General features: G+C 64.9%; 15 protein-coding genes. 12 read left to right on the top strand and 3 right to left on the bottom strand.

The window, feature by feature from the left end:
* Positions 1-593: 593 nt before the first annotated feature.
* From V0R59_RS23590 to V0R59_RS23545, 10 genes are all read left to right on the top strand, one after another.
* Positions 594-1676 carry a 3-deoxy-7-phosphoheptulonate synthase gene (locus V0R59_RS23590; protein ID WP_330078258.1) on the top strand — a complete coding sequence of 361 codons (1083 nt, stop codon included), beginning with the start codon at positions 594-596 and terminating at the stop codon, positions 1674-1676.
* Positions 1677-1895: 219 nt separating this feature from the next.
* Entirely contained in the window at positions 1896-2177 is a 282-nt protein-coding gene (locus V0R59_RS23585; protein ID WP_042125162.1) for a peptidylprolyl isomerase, read from the top strand.
* A 24-nt stretch (positions 2178-2201) separates the two neighbouring features.
* A complete protein-coding gene (locus V0R59_RS23580) occupies positions 2202-4082 on the top strand; it encodes an extracellular solute-binding protein (protein WP_330078270.1) in 1881 nt (626 codons plus the stop codon).
* Complete coding sequence (locus tag V0R59_RS23575; protein WP_330078259.1) at positions 4079-5131, top strand: microcin C ABC transporter permease YejB; 1053 nt, start codon at positions 4079-4081, stop codon at positions 5129-5131. Before V0R59_RS23580 ends, V0R59_RS23575 begins: the two co-directional genes overlap by 4 nt.
* Entirely contained in the window at positions 5131-6153 is a 1023-nt protein-coding gene (locus V0R59_RS23570; RefSeq protein WP_330078260.1) for an ABC transporter permease, read from the top strand. Before V0R59_RS23575 ends, V0R59_RS23570 begins: the two co-directional genes overlap by 1 nt.
* A 13-nt stretch (positions 6154-6166) precedes the next feature.
* Positions 6167-7558: a sigma-54 interaction domain-containing protein gene (locus V0R59_RS23565; protein WP_330078261.1), complete on the top strand. Its 1392-nt coding sequence runs from the start codon at positions 6167-6169 to the stop codon at positions 7556-7558.
* A gap of 273 nt (positions 7559-7831) precedes the next feature.
* Positions 7832-9223 (top strand): GntP family permease, encoded by a 1392-nt coding sequence (locus V0R59_RS23560; protein ID WP_330078262.1) that lies wholly within the window; start codon positions 7832-7834, stop codon positions 9221-9223.
* Between the two features lie 12 nt (positions 9224-9235).
* Positions 9236-10006 (top strand): 3-hydroxybutyrate dehydrogenase, encoded by a 771-nt coding sequence (gene hbdH, locus V0R59_RS23555; protein ID WP_330078263.1) that lies wholly within the window; start codon positions 9236-9238, stop codon positions 10004-10006.
* Positions 10007-10317: 311 nt separating this feature from the next.
* The gene (locus V0R59_RS23550; protein WP_330078264.1) at positions 10318-12279 is read left to right on the top strand and encodes an acetoacetate--CoA ligase; all 1962 of its coding nucleotides are present in this window, start codon (positions 10318-10320) and stop codon (positions 12277-12279) included.
* A gap of 38 nt (positions 12280-12317) precedes the next feature.
* On the top strand, positions 12318-12593 hold the full coding sequence (locus V0R59_RS23545) for a peptidylprolyl isomerase (protein WP_316922615.1): 276 nt from the start codon (positions 12318-12320) through the stop codon (positions 12591-12593).
* Here the strand turns inward: V0R59_RS23545 and V0R59_RS23540 are convergent.
* Positions 12590-12844 carry a DUF1652 domain-containing protein gene (locus tag V0R59_RS23540; protein WP_330078265.1) on the bottom strand — a complete coding sequence of 85 codons (255 nt, stop codon included), beginning with the start codon at positions 12842-12844 and terminating at the stop codon, positions 12590-12592. The two genes, V0R59_RS23545 and V0R59_RS23540, sit on opposite strands and share 4 nt — an antisense overlap.
* Positions 12845-13039: 195 nt before the next feature.
* On the opposite strand from V0R59_RS23540, the gene V0R59_RS23535 reads away from it, so the two are divergent.
* Both V0R59_RS23535 and V0R59_RS23530 read left to right on the top strand, forming a co-directional pair.
* Positions 13040-14146, top strand: coding sequence for a hypothetical protein (locus V0R59_RS23535; RefSeq protein ID WP_330078266.1), 1107 nt, complete (start codon positions 13040-13042; stop codon positions 14144-14146).
* Positions 14147-14149: 3 nt separating this feature from the next.
* Complete coding sequence (locus V0R59_RS23530; protein WP_330078267.1) at positions 14150-14719, top strand: LemA family protein; 570 nt, start codon at positions 14150-14152, stop codon at positions 14717-14719.
* 52 nt (positions 14720-14771) lie between these two features.
* Here V0R59_RS23530 and V0R59_RS23525 read toward each other — a convergent pair whose 3' ends face one another.
* Both V0R59_RS23525 and V0R59_RS23520 read right to left on the bottom strand, forming a co-directional pair.
* Entirely contained in the window at positions 14772-15869 is a 1098-nt protein-coding gene (locus V0R59_RS23525; RefSeq protein ID WP_330078268.1) for a hypothetical protein, read from the bottom strand.
* Positions 15870-15871: 2 nt separating this feature from the next.
* Positions 15872-16498 (bottom strand): LysE family translocator, encoded by a 627-nt coding sequence (locus V0R59_RS23520; protein WP_330078269.1) that lies wholly within the window; start codon positions 16496-16498, stop codon positions 15872-15874.
* Positions 16499-16754 lie beyond the last annotated feature (256 nt).

Raw genomic sequence — 16754 nt, 5'->3', positions numbered from 1 at the left:
CGCTTCCTCGCCTGTTTTCGCCTTGCCTGATCGCCGCTCGGCGACTTTTCGTACAAACCCTGGAAAAATTGATCGTTTCGATTGAAATCATTTCTTGAAACACGTCGTTACGCTGAAGTAAGCTCGAACGCATTCAACAGGAGCACACCATGCACCACGCCTCTCACATCCACGCACAACGCACCGCACGCCTCGCGCGCGCCGTGGCCTGCGTGGCTGTTCGCGGCGCAAGCGCTCCGTATTACTTCGGGTATTGGTTTAGCCACAGGCGCCGCTGATACCCACACCGGCGCCCATCAACAGGGCCGCCGCGCACGAGAACTCTCGAACCCCCGGACGGCCCAGCCCTCCGGGGGTTTTGTTTTGGGCCCGAAAACACCGACATCACTGAGGAATCGACACATGAACCATGCCACCTATTACCGCTACCAAAGCTCTGCCTGGCGATTTAGCCACTGCCTGTCGGGCCAGCCTGCCGCCTCCGACCGGTCCGCAACAGGTGGCGATGACGCACTCACACGAATCTGTCGAACACATCGATAGGGCCGAAGGCGCGGGACAGAAAACCCGCCTTCCGCCCAGGGAATCCGAACATGCAAGCGAACACCCAGGCACTGCCACTGAACACCACCGCCGCAGCCAACACCGCCGTCAGCCTGCGTCTGCCCAGCCCCGTGCAACTCAAGCAGCAGTTGCCCCTTTCCACGGCCCTCACGGCCCAGGTCCAGCAACACCGCCAGGCGGTGAAGAATATCCTCGAAGGTCGAGACCCGCGCCTGCTGGTGGTGGTCGGCCCTTGCTCCCTGCACGATCCCCGTTCCGCCCTGGAATACGCCGAGCGCCTGGCCGAGCTGTCGCAGCGCGTGGGCGACCAGCTGTTGCTGGTGATGCGCGCCTACGTCGAAAAACCCCGCACCACCGTCGGCTGGAAAGGCCTGGCCTACGACCCGCACCTGGATGGCAGCGACGACATGCACGGCGGCCTGCGCCTGTCCCGGCAACTGATGCTGGACATGCTGCGCCTCGGTCTGCCGGTGGCCACCGAGCTGCTGCAGCCCATGGCGGCCGGCTACTTCGACGATGTGCTGAGCTGGGCAGCGATCGGTGCGCGCACCACCGAATCGCAGATCCACCGCGAGATGGTCAGCGGCCTCGGCCTGCCCGTGGGCTTCAAGAACGGCACCGACGGCGGTGTCGGCATCGCCTGCGATGCGATCCGCAGCGCGGCCCATCCGCATCGGCATTTCGGCATCGATGCGCAAGGGCATCCGGCGATCGTCGAGACCCTGGGCAATGCGGATACCCACCTGGTCCTGCGCGGCGGGCACAAGGGCCCGAACTACGATGCCGCCAGTGTCGAGCAGGCACGCCAGGGGCTGGCCAAGGCCGGGATCGCGGCGCGGATCATGGTGGATTGCAGCCATGCCAACAGTGGCAAGGATCCGCTGAAGCAACCGGCGGTGTTCGCCGATGTGCTGGAGCAGCGCCTGGCGGGTGACCGGTCGCTGGTGGGGGTGATGATCGAGAGTCATCTGTTCGATGGTTGCCAGGCGCTGGGCAAAGGGGCGCTGGAATACGGTGTTTCGATCACCGATGGCTGCCTGGGCTGGGACGGCACCGAGGCGATGTTGCGCAAGGCGGCTTGCGAGCTGCGCAAGCAGCGCGCGTTGGGCTGATCTCGATCAAGTGAAACGCGGTCCCTGTAGGAGCGGGTTTACCCGCGATGACGATGCCGGCTTGACCGCCGTCATCGCGGGTGAACCCGCTCCTACAGGTTATGCGTGCGCCGCAGACAGCCTGTAAGCCTCCGTTGGGGAAACAGCCCACAAGGTTTCAGAAGAAATCACCCTCCAATTGCGGTAGGCTCTGGCTTTTCATTTATCAGGAGTTTCCCCATGGCCCGAGCCACCGCCCGCCACATCCTCGTCAGCAGCGAAGACAAGTGCAACGAACTGAAGGCGCAGATCGAAGCCGGTGCCGACTTCGCCGAAGTCGCCAAAGCCAACTCCACCTGCCCGTCCAGCCGCCAGGGCGGTGACCTGGGCTCCTTCGGTCCGGGCCAGATGGTCAAGGAATTCGATACCGTGGTGTTCAGCGCGCCGCTGAATGTGGTGCAAGGCCCGGTGAAGACCCAGTTCGGCTATCACCTGCTGGAAGTGACCAGTCGCCAGGACTGATCGGTTTTGCTTCGTAAGGCCCGCATGGCCTTGGGGGACCGCTTCGCGGTCCTTCGCGAGCAAGCTCGCTCCCACGGGACAGTCGTGTGCCTTGCCCTTCTCTGTTCATGGCAAAGCGCGCAAGCCGCACCGACCCACGCCCTCACCGTCTACGGTGAAGCCCCGCGCTATGGCGCCGCTTTCCAGCATTTTGCCTACACCAATCCCGATGCCCCCAAGGGCGGCAGCCTGCGTCGCTCGGCCATCGAGATCGGTCAGTTCGACCACATCCTTCCTTATATCGACAAGGGCATCGGCGTCAGCGAGATCGACGGCTGGCTGTATTCGCCCCTGGCCGTGCGCTCGCTGGACGAGCCCTACACCGTGTATGGCCTGGTGGCCCGGCGCATGGAGCGGGCCGACGATGGCCTGTGGCTGCGCTTCTACCTCGACCCGAAGGCGCGCTTCGCCGACGGCAAGCCGATCCGCGCCGAGGACGTGCGTTTCACCTACGACCTGCTGCTGCGCGACGGCAACCTGAAATACCGCACCCAGTTCGCCGATGTCGCCGATGTGGTGGTGGAGTCGCCCACCCAGGTGCGCTTCGACTTCAAGACCAACCAGAACCGCACCCTGGCCCTTGACCTGGCCTTGCTGCCGGTCTTCCCCGAACACTGGTGGAAAGGTCGCGACTTCGCCAACGGCGGCGGCTTCGAGGCACCGCTGGGCAGCGGCCCGTACAAGGTGGCGCGGATCGATAACGGGCGCAGCATCACCTTCGAACGCAACCGCGACTGGTGGGGCAAGGACCTGCCGGTCAACCGCGGCCGCTACAACTTCGACCAGCTGCGCATCGAGTACTTCGGCGATACCGACGTGGCGCGCCAGGTCCTACGCGGTGGCGGCTACGACTACAACCGCGAGTTCTCCGCCACCGGCTACACCATCGGCTACGCGGGCCCGGCCCTGGATGACGGACGCCTGCAGCGCGCGCACCTGGCCAGGGAAGCCCCGCAGAATGCCCAGGGCTACGTGTTCAACCTGCAGCGCCCGGTCTTCCAGGACCGCCGCGTGCGCCAGGCCATCGCCCTGCTCTGGGACTTCGAGTGGAGCAACCGGCGGATGATGCGCGACATGTATATCCGCCAGCAGAGCTATTTCGCCAACAGCCCGCTGGCAGCCCGGGCACTGCCGGATGCCGAGGAACTGAAGCTGCTGGAACCGCTGCGCGGGCAGATCCCCGACGAGGTCTTCAGCCAGGTATTCGAGGCCCCAAAAACCGACGGCTCGGGGATCATCCGCGACAAGCAGCTGCAAGCCCTGGCCCTGTTGCAGGCGGCCGGCTGGCACCCGGATGGCGATCGCCTGGTCAATGAGCAGGGCGAGCCGCTGAGCTTCACCTTCCTCAACGGCCAGAACGGCATGGAACGCCTGCTGCTGCCGTGGAAGCGCACCCTGGCGCAGATAGGCATCGACATGCAGATCCGCCGCGTCGACTCGGCGCAGTACGTCAACCGCCTGATGGCCCGCGACTACGACATGATCGTCACCGGCTACCCGGTCACCACCTCGCCAGGCCTTGAGCTGTACAGCTACTTCGGCTCGGCGTCGGCCAACGACCCGGGCTCGAACAACTTCATGGCCCTGAAGAATCCGGCGGTGGACAGCCTGATCGACGGCCTGGTGCGCGCCAGCACCCAGGCCGACATGCAGCGCCACGCCCATGCCCTCGACCGGGTGCTGCAATGGAACTACTACTGGATTCCCAACTACTACCCGCCGGGCACCTCCAGCGTCTGGTGGAACCGCTTCGGCCTGCCCAGGGTGCCGGCGGCCAATGACCCGGCGCTGGACACCTGGTGGGAAGTCAGCCCCACTGCCCTGACCAACGCCGAGATGGCCGCCCGCCAAGGACGCCAACCGTGACCGCCTATATCCTGCGGCGCCTGCTGCTGATCATCCCGACCTTGCTGGTGATCCTGCTGGTCAACTTCGTCATCGTCCAGGCCGCGCCCGGCGGTCCGGTGGAGCAGGCCGTGGCCCGCCTGCAGGGCATCGGCGGCGGCGCGCCGGGCGCCGGCTCGGTGCAGCTGGACTCGCGGGCCAGCCGCGGCCTCGATCCGGCCCTGCTGGAAACCATCAAGAAGCAGTACGGCTTCGACAAGTCGGCACCGGAACGCCTGTGGCTGATGCTGGGCAACTACGCCCGGCTGGACTTCGGCGAGAGTTTCTTCCGCGGTGCCAAGGTCACCGACCTGATCCTCGACAAGATGCCGGTGACCCTGTCCCTGGGCTTCTGGGCCACCCTGATCACCTACCTGGTGTCGATCCCCCTCGGCATCCGCAAGGCGGTGCGCCATGGCAGCGTGTTCGACGCCTGGAGCAGCAGCCTGATCGTGATCGGCTACGCCCTGCCCTCGTTCCTCTTCGCCCTGCTGCTGATCGTGCTGTTCGCCGGTGGCACCTCGCTGAACTGGTTCCCGGTGCGCGGCCTGGTCTCGGAGAACTTCGCCGAACTGAGCCTGATCGGCAAGGTCGCCGACTACTTCTGGCACCTGGTGCTGCCGGTGGGCGCCCTGGTGATCGGCGGCTTCGCCACCCTGACCCTGCTGACCAAGAACGCCTTCCTCAACGAGATCACCCGCCAGTACGTGATCACCGCCAAGGCCAAGGGCCTCACCGAACGCCGCGTGCTCTACGGCCATGTGTTCCGCAACGCCATCCTGCTGGTGGTGGCCGGCCTGCCCCAGGCGCTGATCACGGTGTTCTTCGCCGGCTCCTTGATGATCGAGGTGATCTTTTCCCTCGATGGCCTCGGACGCATGAGCTACGACGCCGCGGTGAGCCGCGACTACCCGGTGGTGTTCGGCTCGCTGTTCATCTTTACCCTGTTCGGCCTGCTGATCCGCCTGGTGGGGGATATCTGCTACACCTTCGTCGATCCACGCATCGACTTTGCCGCGAGGGCGCATTGATGTTCTGCCTGTCGCCCGTCAGCCAGCGCCGCTGGCAGCGCTTTCGCAGCAACCGCCGTGGCTGGTTCTCGCTGTGGGCCTTCGCCGCGCTGCTGACCCTGAGCCTGGGGGCCGAGCTGATCGCCAACGACAAGCCGCTGGTCCTCGGCTACCAGGGCAGCCTGTATTTCCCGGCCTTCAAGCGCTACACCGAGCAGGAGTTCGGCGGCCAACTGCCGTTCCAGCCGGACTACCGCAGCCAGTACGTGCGCGAGCTGATCGAGGCCAAGGGCGGCTGGATGCTGTTTGCCCCGGTGCCGTTCAGTGCCGACACGCCCAACTACGACCTGCAGGTACCGGCGCCAAGCCCGCCGACGGCGAGCAACTGGCTGGGCACCGACGACCAGGCCCGCGACGTGCTGGCGCGGGTGCTGTATGGCACCCGGGTATCGATCCTCTTTGCCCTGGCGCTGACCCTGGTCAGCACGCTGATCGGCGTTGCCGCCGGCGCCCTGCAGGGCTACCACGGTGGCTGGGTCGACCTGATCGGCCAGCGCTTGCTGGAGGTCTGGTCGGGGCTGCCGGTGCTGTACCTGCTGATCATCCTCAGCGGCTTCGTCGAGCCGAATTTCTGGTGGCTGCTGGGGATCATGGCGCTGTTCTCCTGGCTGGCCCTGGTGGACGTGGTGCGCGCCGAGTTCCTCCGTGGGCGCAACCTGGAATACGTGCAGGCGGCGCGCGCCCTGGGCCTGCCGGATCGCCTGGTGATCCTGCGGCATATCCTGCCCAACGCGATGAATGCCACCCTCACCTACCTGCCCTTTATCCTCACCGGGGCAATCTCGACCCTGACCGCCCTGGATTTCCTCGGTTTCGGCATGCCCGCCGGCAGCGCCTCCCTGGGCGAACTGGTCAACCAGGGCAAGCAGAACCTGCAGGCGCCCTGGCTGGGCTTCACCGCTTTCTTCGCCCTGGCGCTGATCCTCACCCTGCTGGTGTTCATCGGCGATGCCCTGCGCGAAGCCTTCGATCCCCGCGCCTGAACACGGACCTGCCATGCACGACAGCGACAACCTCAAGGACTACCAGCGAGTCCGCCGCCTGGCGATCAAGTCGCTGTTCGAGATCATCGAGCAGTCCAGCGAAGGCACGGTGATCGTCGATCGCGATGCACGCATCGTGTGGATGAACGAGCGCTATGCGCGGCGTTTTGGCCTTAGCGATGCCAGTGCCGCCATCGGCCAGCCCTGCGAGCAGGTGATCCCCGGCAGCCTGATGCGCGAGGTGGTGACCCAAGGTCGCCCGGCCCTGCTGGACATGCTCGACACGCCGAAGGAGCCGCTGGTGGTGATGCGCCTGCCGATCCACGATGCCGGCGGCGAGGTGATCGGTGCCATCGGCTTTGCCCTGTTCGACGAACTGCGCAGCCTGTCGCCGCTGCTCAAGCGCTATTCCAGCATGCAGCAGGAGCTGGCCTCGACCCGCTCGCTGCTGCGCGCGCGCCAGGCCAAGTACAGCTTCAACCAGTTCATCGGCACCAGCGCGGCCAGCCTGGAAGTGAAGCGTCGGGCGCGGCGCGGGGCGAGCAGCGACTCGCCGGTGCTGCTGCTCGGCGAAACCGGCACCGGCAAGGAGTTGCTGGCCCACGCCATCCACGCCGCCTCGCCACGGGCGCACATGGCCTTCGTCAGCATCAACAGCGCAGCGATTCCCGAGACGCTGCTGGAGGCTGAATTCTTCGGCACCGCCCCGGGCGCCTTCACCGGCGCCGAGCGCAAGGGCCGCGCCGGCAAGCTGCAACTGGCCGAGGGCGGCACCCTGTTCCTCGACGAGATCGGCGACATGCCCCTGCCGCTGCAGAGCAAGCTGCTGCGGGTGTTGCAGGAGAAGGAATACGAGCCGGTGGGCTCGAACCAGATGCTGCACAGCGATGTGCGGGTAATCGCCGCCACCTCCCGCGACCTGCAGGCGGCCATGGCCCGGGGCGAGTTTCGTGCCGACCTGTATTACCGCCTGAACGTGCTGCCCATCGAGGTGCCGGCGCTGCGCGAGCGGATCGAGGACCTGCCGGCGTTGAGCGAGGCGATTCTCGAAGATTTGGGCAGCCGGCATGAACTGGAGGACGGGGCGCTGGCCTTGCTGGCGCGGCATGCCTGGCCAGGGAATATCCGCGAGCTGCGCAATGTGCTGGAGCGGGCGACATTGCTGGCGGACCGGGCGTTGCTTGGAGTGGCGGATATCGAGTCGGCGCTGGGGAAACTGATGCCGCGCTCGGTGGATGAGCCGGTGCAGGAGTATCGCGAGGCGTGCGAGGGGTTCGAACGGGAATTGCTGCAGAAGGCCTTGGCGCGCTGTGCGGGGAATGTGCAGGAGGCTGCAAGACAGCTGGGGCTGGGGCGTTCGACCTTGTACAAGAAACTGGTGGCGTTGGGGATTCAGTCTCAATAAAGAGACTTTGATCTCATTAAAGAGACAAGAACACGGATCCTGTGGGAGCGGGTTTACCCGCGATTGCAATGGTGATTTCGCTGACGTAATCGCGGGTGAACCCGCCCCCACAGGGTCTGCGGCGCACTCAGCAATCTCAAAATAGAGACAAAATCACCAAGAACAGTCAGGAAAAATATTTTCTACCTTTTAAATCAATAACTTACATACCTGGCACAGTCCCTGCTATCTCCTTGCCACCAACAAAAACAAGATCCACCAAGGAGACACCCGATGAGCGTAATCATCGCCCTCGCAGCGCTCGCGCTGCTGATGCTGGCGGCCTATCGCGGCTACAGCGTCATTCTCTTCGCCCCCATCGCCGCCCTCGGCGCCGTCCTGCTCACCGACCCGTCCGCCGTGGCGCCCGCCTTTACCGGGGTGTTCATGGAAAAGATGGTCGGCTTCATCAAGCTGTACTTCCCGGTGTTCCTGCTCGGCGCGGTATTCGGCAAGCTGATCGAGCTATCCGGCTTCTCCCGTTCCATCGTCGCCGCCGCCATCCGCCTGCTCGGCACGCGCCAGGCCATGCTGGTGATCGTGCTGGTCTGCGCCCTGCTCACCTACGGCGGCGTGTCGCTGTTCGTGGTGGTGTTCGCGGTCTATCCCTTCGCCGCCGAGATGTTCCGCCAGAGCAACATCCCCAAGCGCCTGATCCCGGCGACCATCGCTCTCGGCGCGTTTTCCTTCACCATGGACGCCCTGCCCGGCACCCCGCAGATCCAGAACATCATCCCCAGCACCTTCTTCAACACCACCGCCTGGGCGGCGCCGTGGCTGGGGCTGATCGGCACCCTGTTCGTGTTCTGCAGCGGCATGCTCTACCTGCAACGCCAGCGCAACAAGGCCCTGCGCGCCGGCGAAGGCTACGGCAGCGAGCTGCGCAACGAGCCGGAAACCGCCGACGACCTGAAGCTGCCCAACCCGCTTCTGGCCCTGTCGCCGCTACTGCTGGTGGGCATCATGAACCTGCTGTTCACCCGCTGGATCCCTGAGTGGTACGGCAAGAGCCACAGCCTGCAACTGCCGGGCATGGCCGCCCCGGTGCAGACCGATATCGCCAAGCTCACGGCCATCTGGGCCGTGGAAGCGGCGCTGCTGCTGGGCATCCTGCTGGTACTGGTCAGTGGCTTCAAGGCGATCAAGAGCCGCCTGGCCGAGGGCACCAAGAGCGCAGTGGGCGGTGCCCTGCTGGCGGCGATGAACACCGCTTCGGAATACGGCTTCGGCGCGGTGATCGCCTCGTTGCCGGGCTTCCTGGTGCTGGCCGATGCACTCAAGGCCATTCCGAACCCGCTGGTCAACGAGGCGATTACCGTGACCTTGCTGGCCGGGATCACCGGTTCGGCCTCCGGCGGCATGAGCATCGCCCTGGCCGCGATGTCCGACAGTTTCATCGCGGCCGCCAATGCCGCCAATATCCCGCTGGAAGTCCTGCACCGGGTCGCCGCCATGGCCAGCGGCGGCATGGACACCCTGCCGCACAACGGCGCGGTGATCACCTTGCTCGCAGTCACCGGACTGACCCACCGCGAAGCCTACAAGGACATCTTCGGCATTACCCTGATCAAGACCCTGGCGGTGTTCGTCGTGATCGCCACCTTCTACGCCACCGGCATCGTTTGAGGACCTGACTTCATGAAGCTTTCCGGAAAAACCGCACTGGTCACCGGCTCCACCAGTGGTATCGGCCTGGGCATCGCCCGGGTCCTGGCCGAGGCCGGCGCCGATATTCTGCTCAACGGCTTCGGCGATCCGGCGGCGGCGCTGGCCGAAGTCGGCCGGTTCGGCACCCGGGTCCGCCATCATCCTGCCGACCTCGGCGATGTCGCCCAGCTGGAGGCGCTGTTCGGCTTTGCCCAACGGGAGTTCGGCGGCGTCGATATCCTCGTCAACAACGCGGGCATCCAGCATGTGGCACCGGTGGACGAATTCCCGGTGGAGCGCTGGGACGCGATCATCGCGGTCAATCTTTCCGCGGTGTTCCATTGCACCCGCCTGGCCCTGCCGGGCATGCGCGCGCGGGGCTGGGGGCGGATCGTCAATGTCGCCTCGGTACACGGCCAGGTGGGTTCGGTGGGCAAGGCGGCCTATGTGGCGGCCAAGCATGGGGTGATCGGCCTGACTAAGGTGGTCGGGCTGGAAACGGCGACCACGGCGATTACCTGCAATGCCATCTGCCCGGGCTGGGTACTGACGCCGCTGGTGCAGAAGCAGATCGATGATCGTGCGGCGGCGGGTGTGGATCCGCAGCAGGCGCAACATGACCTGCTGGCGGAGAAGCAGCCGTCGCTGGCGTTCGTCACGCCGGAGCATCTGGGGGAGTTGACGCTGTTCCTGTGCAGCGAGGCCGGCAGCCAGGTGCGGGGCGCGGCCTGGAATGTGGATGGTGGCTGGCTGGCGCAGTAGGCCTGTGTGATTGACTCGGGCCTCATCGATCACGAAACGACAGGGCGCCGTGTACCTGTGGGAGCGGCTTCAGCCGCGATCGGCGGCGCAGCCGTCGTAAAACCTGAGTCCCAAGTCTGCCTGACACACCGAGGGCACAGGTTTTATGGCCGCTTCGCGGCCAATCGCGGCTAAAGCCGCTCCCACAAGGTCCGCGTCGAGCACAGACACTGTGGCTGGCCTGGAACCCTGTGGGGTGCTGAGGCCGGAAGTGGCAAGACCAGTGTTCAGGCTAGACTCAGGGCAATGACAGACCACCAGGAAACACCGACATGAACGAAGTGCTCTGGCGCCCGGACGCGGCGCGTATTCAGGCAAGCCGGATGGACCGTTTCCGGCGCGACATCAATCAACGCTTCAACCTGGAACTGGCGGACTACGCCGACCTGCATCGCTGGAGCGTCGAACAGCGCGCGGATTTCTGGGAAACCCTGGCCGAGACCTTCGCCGTGCGCTGGCACCACAGCCCGATGAAGGTCCTCGACGAAGGCCCGGCGATGCCCGACGCACGCTGGTTCCCCGGCGCCACGCTGAACTTCGCCGAGCACCTGCTGCGCCGCCGCGATGACGCTACCGCACTGGTGTCAGTGCGTGAGGATGGCCAGCGGATCGCCTTGAGCTACGCCGAACTGGCCGCCCAGGTGGCGGGCCTGCAACGAACCTTCAAGGCCGCCGGCATCGGGGTCGGTGACCGGGTCGCAGCGTGCATGCCGAACACCTGGCAGACCGTCGTCGCCATGCTCGCCGCCACCAGCCTCGGCGCAGTCTGGTCCAGTTCCTCGCCGGAGTTCGGTACCCAGGGCATCGTCGAGCGCTTCGGCCAGATCGAGCCGAAGCTGCTGCTGGTCTGCGCCGGCTACCAGTACGCCGGCAAAAGCCTGTCCCAGGTAGACAAGATCAACGAGGTGCTGGCCGCCCTGCCCGGCCTCGAACAGTTGCTGGTGGTGCCCTACTGCAACACCGAGGCTGGCCTGGACGCCTTCGTCACCCCGGCCACAACCAGCCTCTGGGACGACTTCTACCGGCCCGGCGGCGAACCCGCTTTCGTCCGCCTGCCGTTCGACCACCCGCTGTACATCCTCTATTCCAGCGGCACCACCGGCGTGCCCAAGTGCATCGTCCACAGCGCCGGCGGCGTGCTGCTGCAGCACCTCAAGGAACACGGCCTGCACAACGACCTCGGCGACCAGGACTGCCTGTTCTACTACACCACCTGCGGCTGGATGATGTGGAACTGGCTGGTCAGCGGCCTGGCCCTGGGCGCGACCCTGGTGCTGTATGACGGCTCGCCCTTCCATCCCGGCCCCGAGCGCCTGCTGGACCTGATCGACGCCGAGGGCATCAGCGTGTTCGGCACCAGCGCCAAGTACCTTGCGGCGCTGGAGCAGGCCGGCCTGCAGCCGCGCACCAGCCATCGCCTGGAGCGCCTGCGCCTGTTGCTGTCCACCGGCTCGCCGCTGTCGCCCCACAGCTACGACTATGTCTACCGCGAGGTGAAAACCGATATCTGCCTGACCTCGATGTCCGGCGGCACCGATATCGTTTCCTGCTTCGTGCTCGGCAACCCGACCCTGCCGGTGCGCCGCGGCGAAATCCCGTGCAAGGGCCTGGGCATGGCCGTCGAGGTATGGAACGAACAGGGCCTGGCGGTGCTGGAGGAAAAAGGCGAGCTGGTGTGCACCCGGCATTTCCCGGCGATGCCCTTGGGTTTCTGGAATGACCCGGAGGGCGAGCGCTTCAAGGCGGCCTATTTCAGCCAGTTTCCCGGCGTCTGGTGCCAGGGCGACTACGCCGAGGAATTCCGCGACGGCGGGCTGGCTATCCATGGTCGCTCGGATGCGGTGCTCAACCCCGGCGGCGTGCGCATCGGCACGGCGGAAATCTACCGGCAGGTGGAAAAGGTCGAGCAAGTGCTGGACAGCGTCGCCATCGGCCAGCAATGGCAGCATGACGTGCGCGTGGTGCTGTTCGTCCGCCTGGTCGACGGCCTGACCCTGGACGACGCCCTGCAGGCACGGATCCGCAAGGTCATCCGCGACAGCACCAGCGCCCGTCATGTGCCGGCGGTGATCGTCCAGGTGGCGGACATCCCGCGCACCATCAGCGGCAAGATCGTCGAGCTGGCGGTGCGCAACGTGGTGCACGGCCTGCCGGTGAAAAACACCGACGCCCTGGCCAACCCGCAGGCGCTGGAGCATTTTCGTGACCGCATCGAGCTGCGCGATCAGGCATAATCGCCGGCTTTTACCCGCAACCCCGAGGCACCCGCATCATGAAAGCACAGGCCCGCCACATCCTGGTCAAGACCGCCGAAGAAGCCGAGCAGCTCAAGCAACGCATCGCCAAGGGCGAGGCCTTCGACGTGCTGGCGAAGAAACACTCGATCTGCCCGTCGGGCAAGCGCGGCGGCGACCTGGGCGAGATTCGCCCGGGCCAGATGGTGGGTGCAATCGACCAGGTGATCTTCAAGAAACCCCTGCGCACGGTGCATGGGCCGATCAAGAGCAAGTTCGGCTATCACCTGGTGCAGACGTTCTACAGGGACTAACTGGCGTCGCGCAGTGGCACCCGGCTCTGCTGGTCCAGCAGGTCGCAGCGCATGCGGCTTACCAGGCTGACAATGGCCCGGCTGCTGTCCAGTTGCTCGGGGCGGATGCCGGTGACTTGCAGGTCGTAGTGCTGGGAACCGTGATTGAACAGCTGCACGGTGAGGGAATGATCAGCCGCCTGGGTGCAGCGGCAACGGACGGGCAAGAAACTCTTCTCGACGATATCGCGCAGTTCCAGCGTAGATAGCATTTCCATGTCTCCCGGGCAGTTGAAGGACCGCAGCTCCGTGCTTGCAGTGCGTTCTCAATCGTAGGCCAACGGATTGGATCCGGTCAGATTATTTCCCGATAAGGCGCCGGGTTTACTGCGTCGATGGTTTATCATCCCGCCCCGGGGTCAGGCCAAAGGCCATGAGCCACGATTCAAGGGATGAAGAGAGCCGTCATGGGGAAAGCGACACACAACGCGCGACTGCGGGCATTGATCAAGAGCGTCGAAGGCGCCATCGGTCCGAGCAGCAACAAGGACGAACTGCTGGGTGCGATACAGCAGGTTCGCGACTTCAACGAACCCCTGCAGTTCGACAATTCCACCCCGAAAACCCTTGCCTTGGGCAGCCTCGCGCTCATCGCCGCGTTCATCGCGTTCGGCCAGTGGGCCCCGTTCGAGGCCAAGGCCTGGCTCACCCGGCTGTTCGGCATGCAGTACGGCGAAGCGCTGAGCCTGGCCGGCATCGTCGCGCTGGTGTTGATGATCGCCAGCTTCGTCTTCATGCGCGTGCGCTCGAACCGGTTGCACAAGGTGTCCGAGGACATCGCCCGCTACTCATCATGGGACACCATCGGTCTCTACAGCATCGATACCCCGGCAGCGGCCCTGCTGCAGCGCCTGTCCCAGGACTTCGGCGATTACGAGCGCGGCAACTACAGCCGCGAGATCACCTCTGCCTCGCAAGCCGTGTATCCCGGCGCAGTCCATGAACTGCCCTACGCCTATTACCAGTTGCACTACGTCAACAAGCGCATCGTCACCACCACCGAATCCGACGGCAAGGGTGGCACCCGCACGGTCACCAAGACCGTCTACGATCACTACGACCGCTATAGCCTGGTCATCGATTTCCCCTGGGTCGAGGGCATCACCGCGCGCACCGGCGGCGGGCGCAACCTGGACTTCGAACATCGTCACGACACCGCGTCGAGCGAATTCAACAAGGCCTTCACCCTGAGCGGCGGCACGCGCATGGCCTGTGCCAAGTTCGCCAAGCCGGTCACCGTCCTGCACTTGCTGAGCATGCACAAGCACTTTCGCGGGATGAACCTGGAGTTCTCCTGGAACGGCCAGTTGTGCCTGAGTTTCGAAGACAGCAACACCCTCGACTTCGACATGCGCTGCGACCTGTCCACCCCGGATGAATTCCACGCCTGGATCGACGAAGGCGTGCGCCTGCCCCACCTGGAAAACGCCCTGGCCATGGTCCACACCCTGGCCGAGCAGCACGACGACAACTTCAACCTGCCGAACACGGCGGCCCATCAAAAGGAATATTGAGTCATGAGTTCGACCCTGGTCACCTTGCTGGTCATCGCCGCGGTTGTCGCGATCGTGGTGATTTCCCTCTACAACGCCATCGTCGGTGGTGCCAACCGCGCGCAGCGCGCCTGGTCCGACGTGCTCACCTACGAGCGGCAGAAGACCCGCGTGCTCGACGCCCTGCAGCAGCAGGTCGGCAGCTACAAGGAATACGAGCAGAAGATCCTCACCGACATCACCCGCCTGCGCAGCGCCATCCATGGCCTGCCGGACCAGGCCAACGGCCAGTCGCTGGTGGGTTCGCAGCAGGCCACCCGTGAACTGCTCAACGACCTGCGCGTGGTCTTCGAAGCCTACCCGGACCTGAAGGCCGCCGAGGTGGTCAACAACCTGATGCGCGAAATCGCCGAACAGCAGGAAAACGTCGGCGCCGCGGTGGTGATCTTCAATGGCGAGGTGGAGCGGTTCAACAACACCATCCAGATGTTCCCGGGGTCGCTGGTGAACGGGATGCTGAACAAGAAGAGTGCGATCGTGCCGTTTTCCGATTCCGAGGCTTCGCGCAGTTTCGAGTACAAGCCGAACTTCTGATGCTTGCAACGGACCGGCCTCGACCAGAGGCCTGTCCGTCTCCCCGCGGCCATCAGCTCTTCGGCTTCGGTTTCGCCTTCAACCAGCCCACCATCCCTTCAAGCTGCATGCTGTGGTCGAACAGCTCCCTGGCGTCATACCAGCGCTCATCGGCCGGCACCTGCCATTCGGGGCCCCAGCTGCTGCGCAGTTTCAGGCCGGTATAGCACTTCTTCACATCGCACAGTTCCGCATAGCCGTAGGCCACCAGCGAGTGGTTGTCGTCGCACTTGCCGTTCTTCTTTTTCGCCGAGAGGCAGATGCCTTCGAGGATGACCGGGTCGTCACGCTTGATCGCGTCGATGATGGCTTTGCGGTAGCCCGCGTAGGACAACGTCTTGGTGCCCGTTTTCGGCACGATTTCCATCGCATAGCGGTGCTTCTCGAAGAACGAGCGGTTCTTGGCCCGCGCGCATTCCGCCGGGATCGCCAGGCGGGTGAGGAAGCCGTCGAACGAGTCGCGCCGCGCGGCGTTGGCCAGTCCCCGGGCATCGGTGTGGTAACGGGGCAGTATCGCCGCCAGTTCCTCCAGTGCCCCGGCCGGACACTGCGGGTTGCAGGACTGCGCGTACTGTTTGTAGAACGCCTTGAGGCTTTCAAGGGTCTTGCCCTGGGACAGCACCACTTCATCGGCCACACCCTGGCCGGTATCCGGCACACCGATGAAAAAGCTTTCGTGAGGCGCGCACTGCTGCGAGGCGACTTCACCGACGAAGAGCGCCGCCTTCTCCAGGACGTAGAGCGCCGAACCACCTTCGATGCGAATGTTCGGATAGGAGCTGGAGTAGGTCATCTCGCCATCGTCCGCCGGTGGGGTGGCGAAGCGGGTCATATCCAGTGGCGAGGCCAGTTCCTTCCTCGAAATGCTGCTGCAGTCCTGGCCGAGCGCCTTGCACACGTAGTAGTTGTATACGGTCGCGGCGGCATGGGCGTAGCACAGCGGCAACGAGCCCTGGTCCGTCGGCGGCGGCAGGTTCTGGATGATGTGGGAGTGCTTGACGTCGAAGCCCTTCAGCGACGTGAAGGGCGACACGATTTCAGCGGCCTGGCCGCTACCCACGAAAAATGCCGGGACGCTCAGTGCCAGCAGGGTCAGAGAACGCTTGAACATGCTCACCCCCGCCGCGCCGCCAGCAGCCCCAGGCCCGCGCAACCGAGCAGTCCGGCACTGACCCGATTGAACAGGCGCCGCGGCCCCGGCTGCTCGAACCAGCGCTGCAGATACGCGCCAAGCCAGGCATAGATGGCGATCGCCAGCCACTCCAACGCCAGGAACATCGCCCCCAACCAGAGGAACTGCTCGCCGACCGGGGTGGCACTGTTCATCACCACGAACTGTGGCAGGAAGGCGGTGAAGATCAGGATGGCCTTGGGGTTTCCAGCCGCGACCAGAAACTCCTGCCGTGCCAGCCGCAGCACCCCGCCCTTGCGCTCGACCGCTGTCCCACCCTGCCCGACCGGCGCGCGCCACAGTTGCCAGGCGATATAGAACAGGTAGAACGCCCCCAGCACCTTGATCGCCAGGAACAGGTATTCGCTGGTGTGCAGCACCACGGCCAGGCCAAGAGCGGCGAGGACGATCATGCCGGCAAAGGCGAACAGTCGGCCGATCCCGGCAACGCAGGCGGTGCGCAGGCCGTAGCGGCTGGCGTTGTTCAGCGACAGCAGGTTGTTCGGCCCGGGGGCCATGTTGAGGGCGAAGCAGGCGGGGATGAACAGTGCGAGGGTGGAGAGGTCCATGGCGGGCTCCTTGGGTAAGGAGCAAGCTTCGTAGGTCCTGGAGACTGGCGTCAAGCGCAGCGGCGAGGTTGCCCTGGCGGCCTTGTCGCTGGCGTGGCCCGCGACAAGCATAGGTCTTCGAGCTGGATACCAGAGCCAACAAGGCAACGCGGACTCTGTAGGAGCGGGTTCACCCGCGATTACTGTAGTGAATTCACCATAGCAATCGCGGGTGAACCCGCTCCCACAGGGTCCCCGCCTCACCTGACCAACATTT

The organism is Pseudomonas ulcerans, from assembly GCF_036324125.1.
Lineage (GTDB): Bacteria > Pseudomonadota > Gammaproteobacteria > Pseudomonadales > Pseudomonadaceae > Aquipseudomonas > Aquipseudomonas ulcerans.
Note: the sequence above shows the minus strand (reverse complement) of the source record. Positions and strands in the feature narration are given on the sequence as shown.

Bases quoted from the DNA above. Each gene is read 5' to 3' on its own strand.
- V0R59_RS23535 (WP_330078266.1), top strand. From the start codon at position 13,040: ATGGGGAAAGCGACACACAACGCGCGACTGCGGGCATTGATCAAGAGC.
- V0R59_RS23545 (WP_316922615.1), top strand. From the start codon at position 12,318: ATGAAAGCACAGGCCCGCCACATCCTGGTCAAGACCGCCGAAGAAGCC.
- V0R59_RS23570 (WP_330078260.1), top strand. From the start codon at position 5,131: ATGTTCTGCCTGTCGCCCGTCAGCCAGCGCCGCTGGCAGCGCTTTCGC.
- V0R59_RS23560 (WP_330078262.1), top strand. From the start codon at position 7,832: ATGAGCGTAATCATCGCCCTCGCAGCGCTCGCGCTGCTGATGCTGGCG.
- V0R59_RS23580 (WP_330078270.1), top strand. From the start codon at position 2,202: ATGGCCTTGGGGGACCGCTTCGCGGTCCTTCGCGAGCAAGCTCGCTCC.
- V0R59_RS23585 (WP_042125162.1), top strand. From the start codon at position 1,896: ATGGCCCGAGCCACCGCCCGCCACATCCTCGTCAGCAGCGAAGACAAG.
- V0R59_RS23540 (WP_330078265.1), bottom strand. From the start codon at position 12,844: ATGCTATCTACGCTGGAACTGCGCGATATCGTCGAGAAGAGTTTCTTG.
- V0R59_RS23590 (WP_330078258.1), top strand. From the start codon at position 594: ATGCAAGCGAACACCCAGGCACTGCCACTGAACACCACCGCCGCAGCC.
- V0R59_RS23565 (WP_330078261.1), top strand. From the start codon at position 6,167: ATGCACGACAGCGACAACCTCAAGGACTACCAGCGAGTCCGCCGCCTG.
- V0R59_RS23550 (WP_330078264.1), top strand. From the start codon at position 10,318: ATGAACGAAGTGCTCTGGCGCCCGGACGCGGCGCGTATTCAGGCAAGC.
- V0R59_RS23530 (WP_330078267.1), top strand. From the start codon at position 14,150: ATGAGTTCGACCCTGGTCACCTTGCTGGTCATCGCCGCGGTTGTCGCG.
- V0R59_RS23520 (WP_330078269.1), bottom strand. From the start codon at position 16,498: ATGGACCTCTCCACCCTCGCACTGTTCATCCCCGCCTGCTTCGCCCTC.
- V0R59_RS23525 (WP_330078268.1), bottom strand. From the start codon at position 15,869: ATGTTCAAGCGTTCTCTGACCCTGCTGGCACTGAGCGTCCCGGCATTT.
- hbdH (WP_330078263.1), top strand. From the start codon at position 9,236: ATGAAGCTTTCCGGAAAAACCGCACTGGTCACCGGCTCCACCAGTGGT.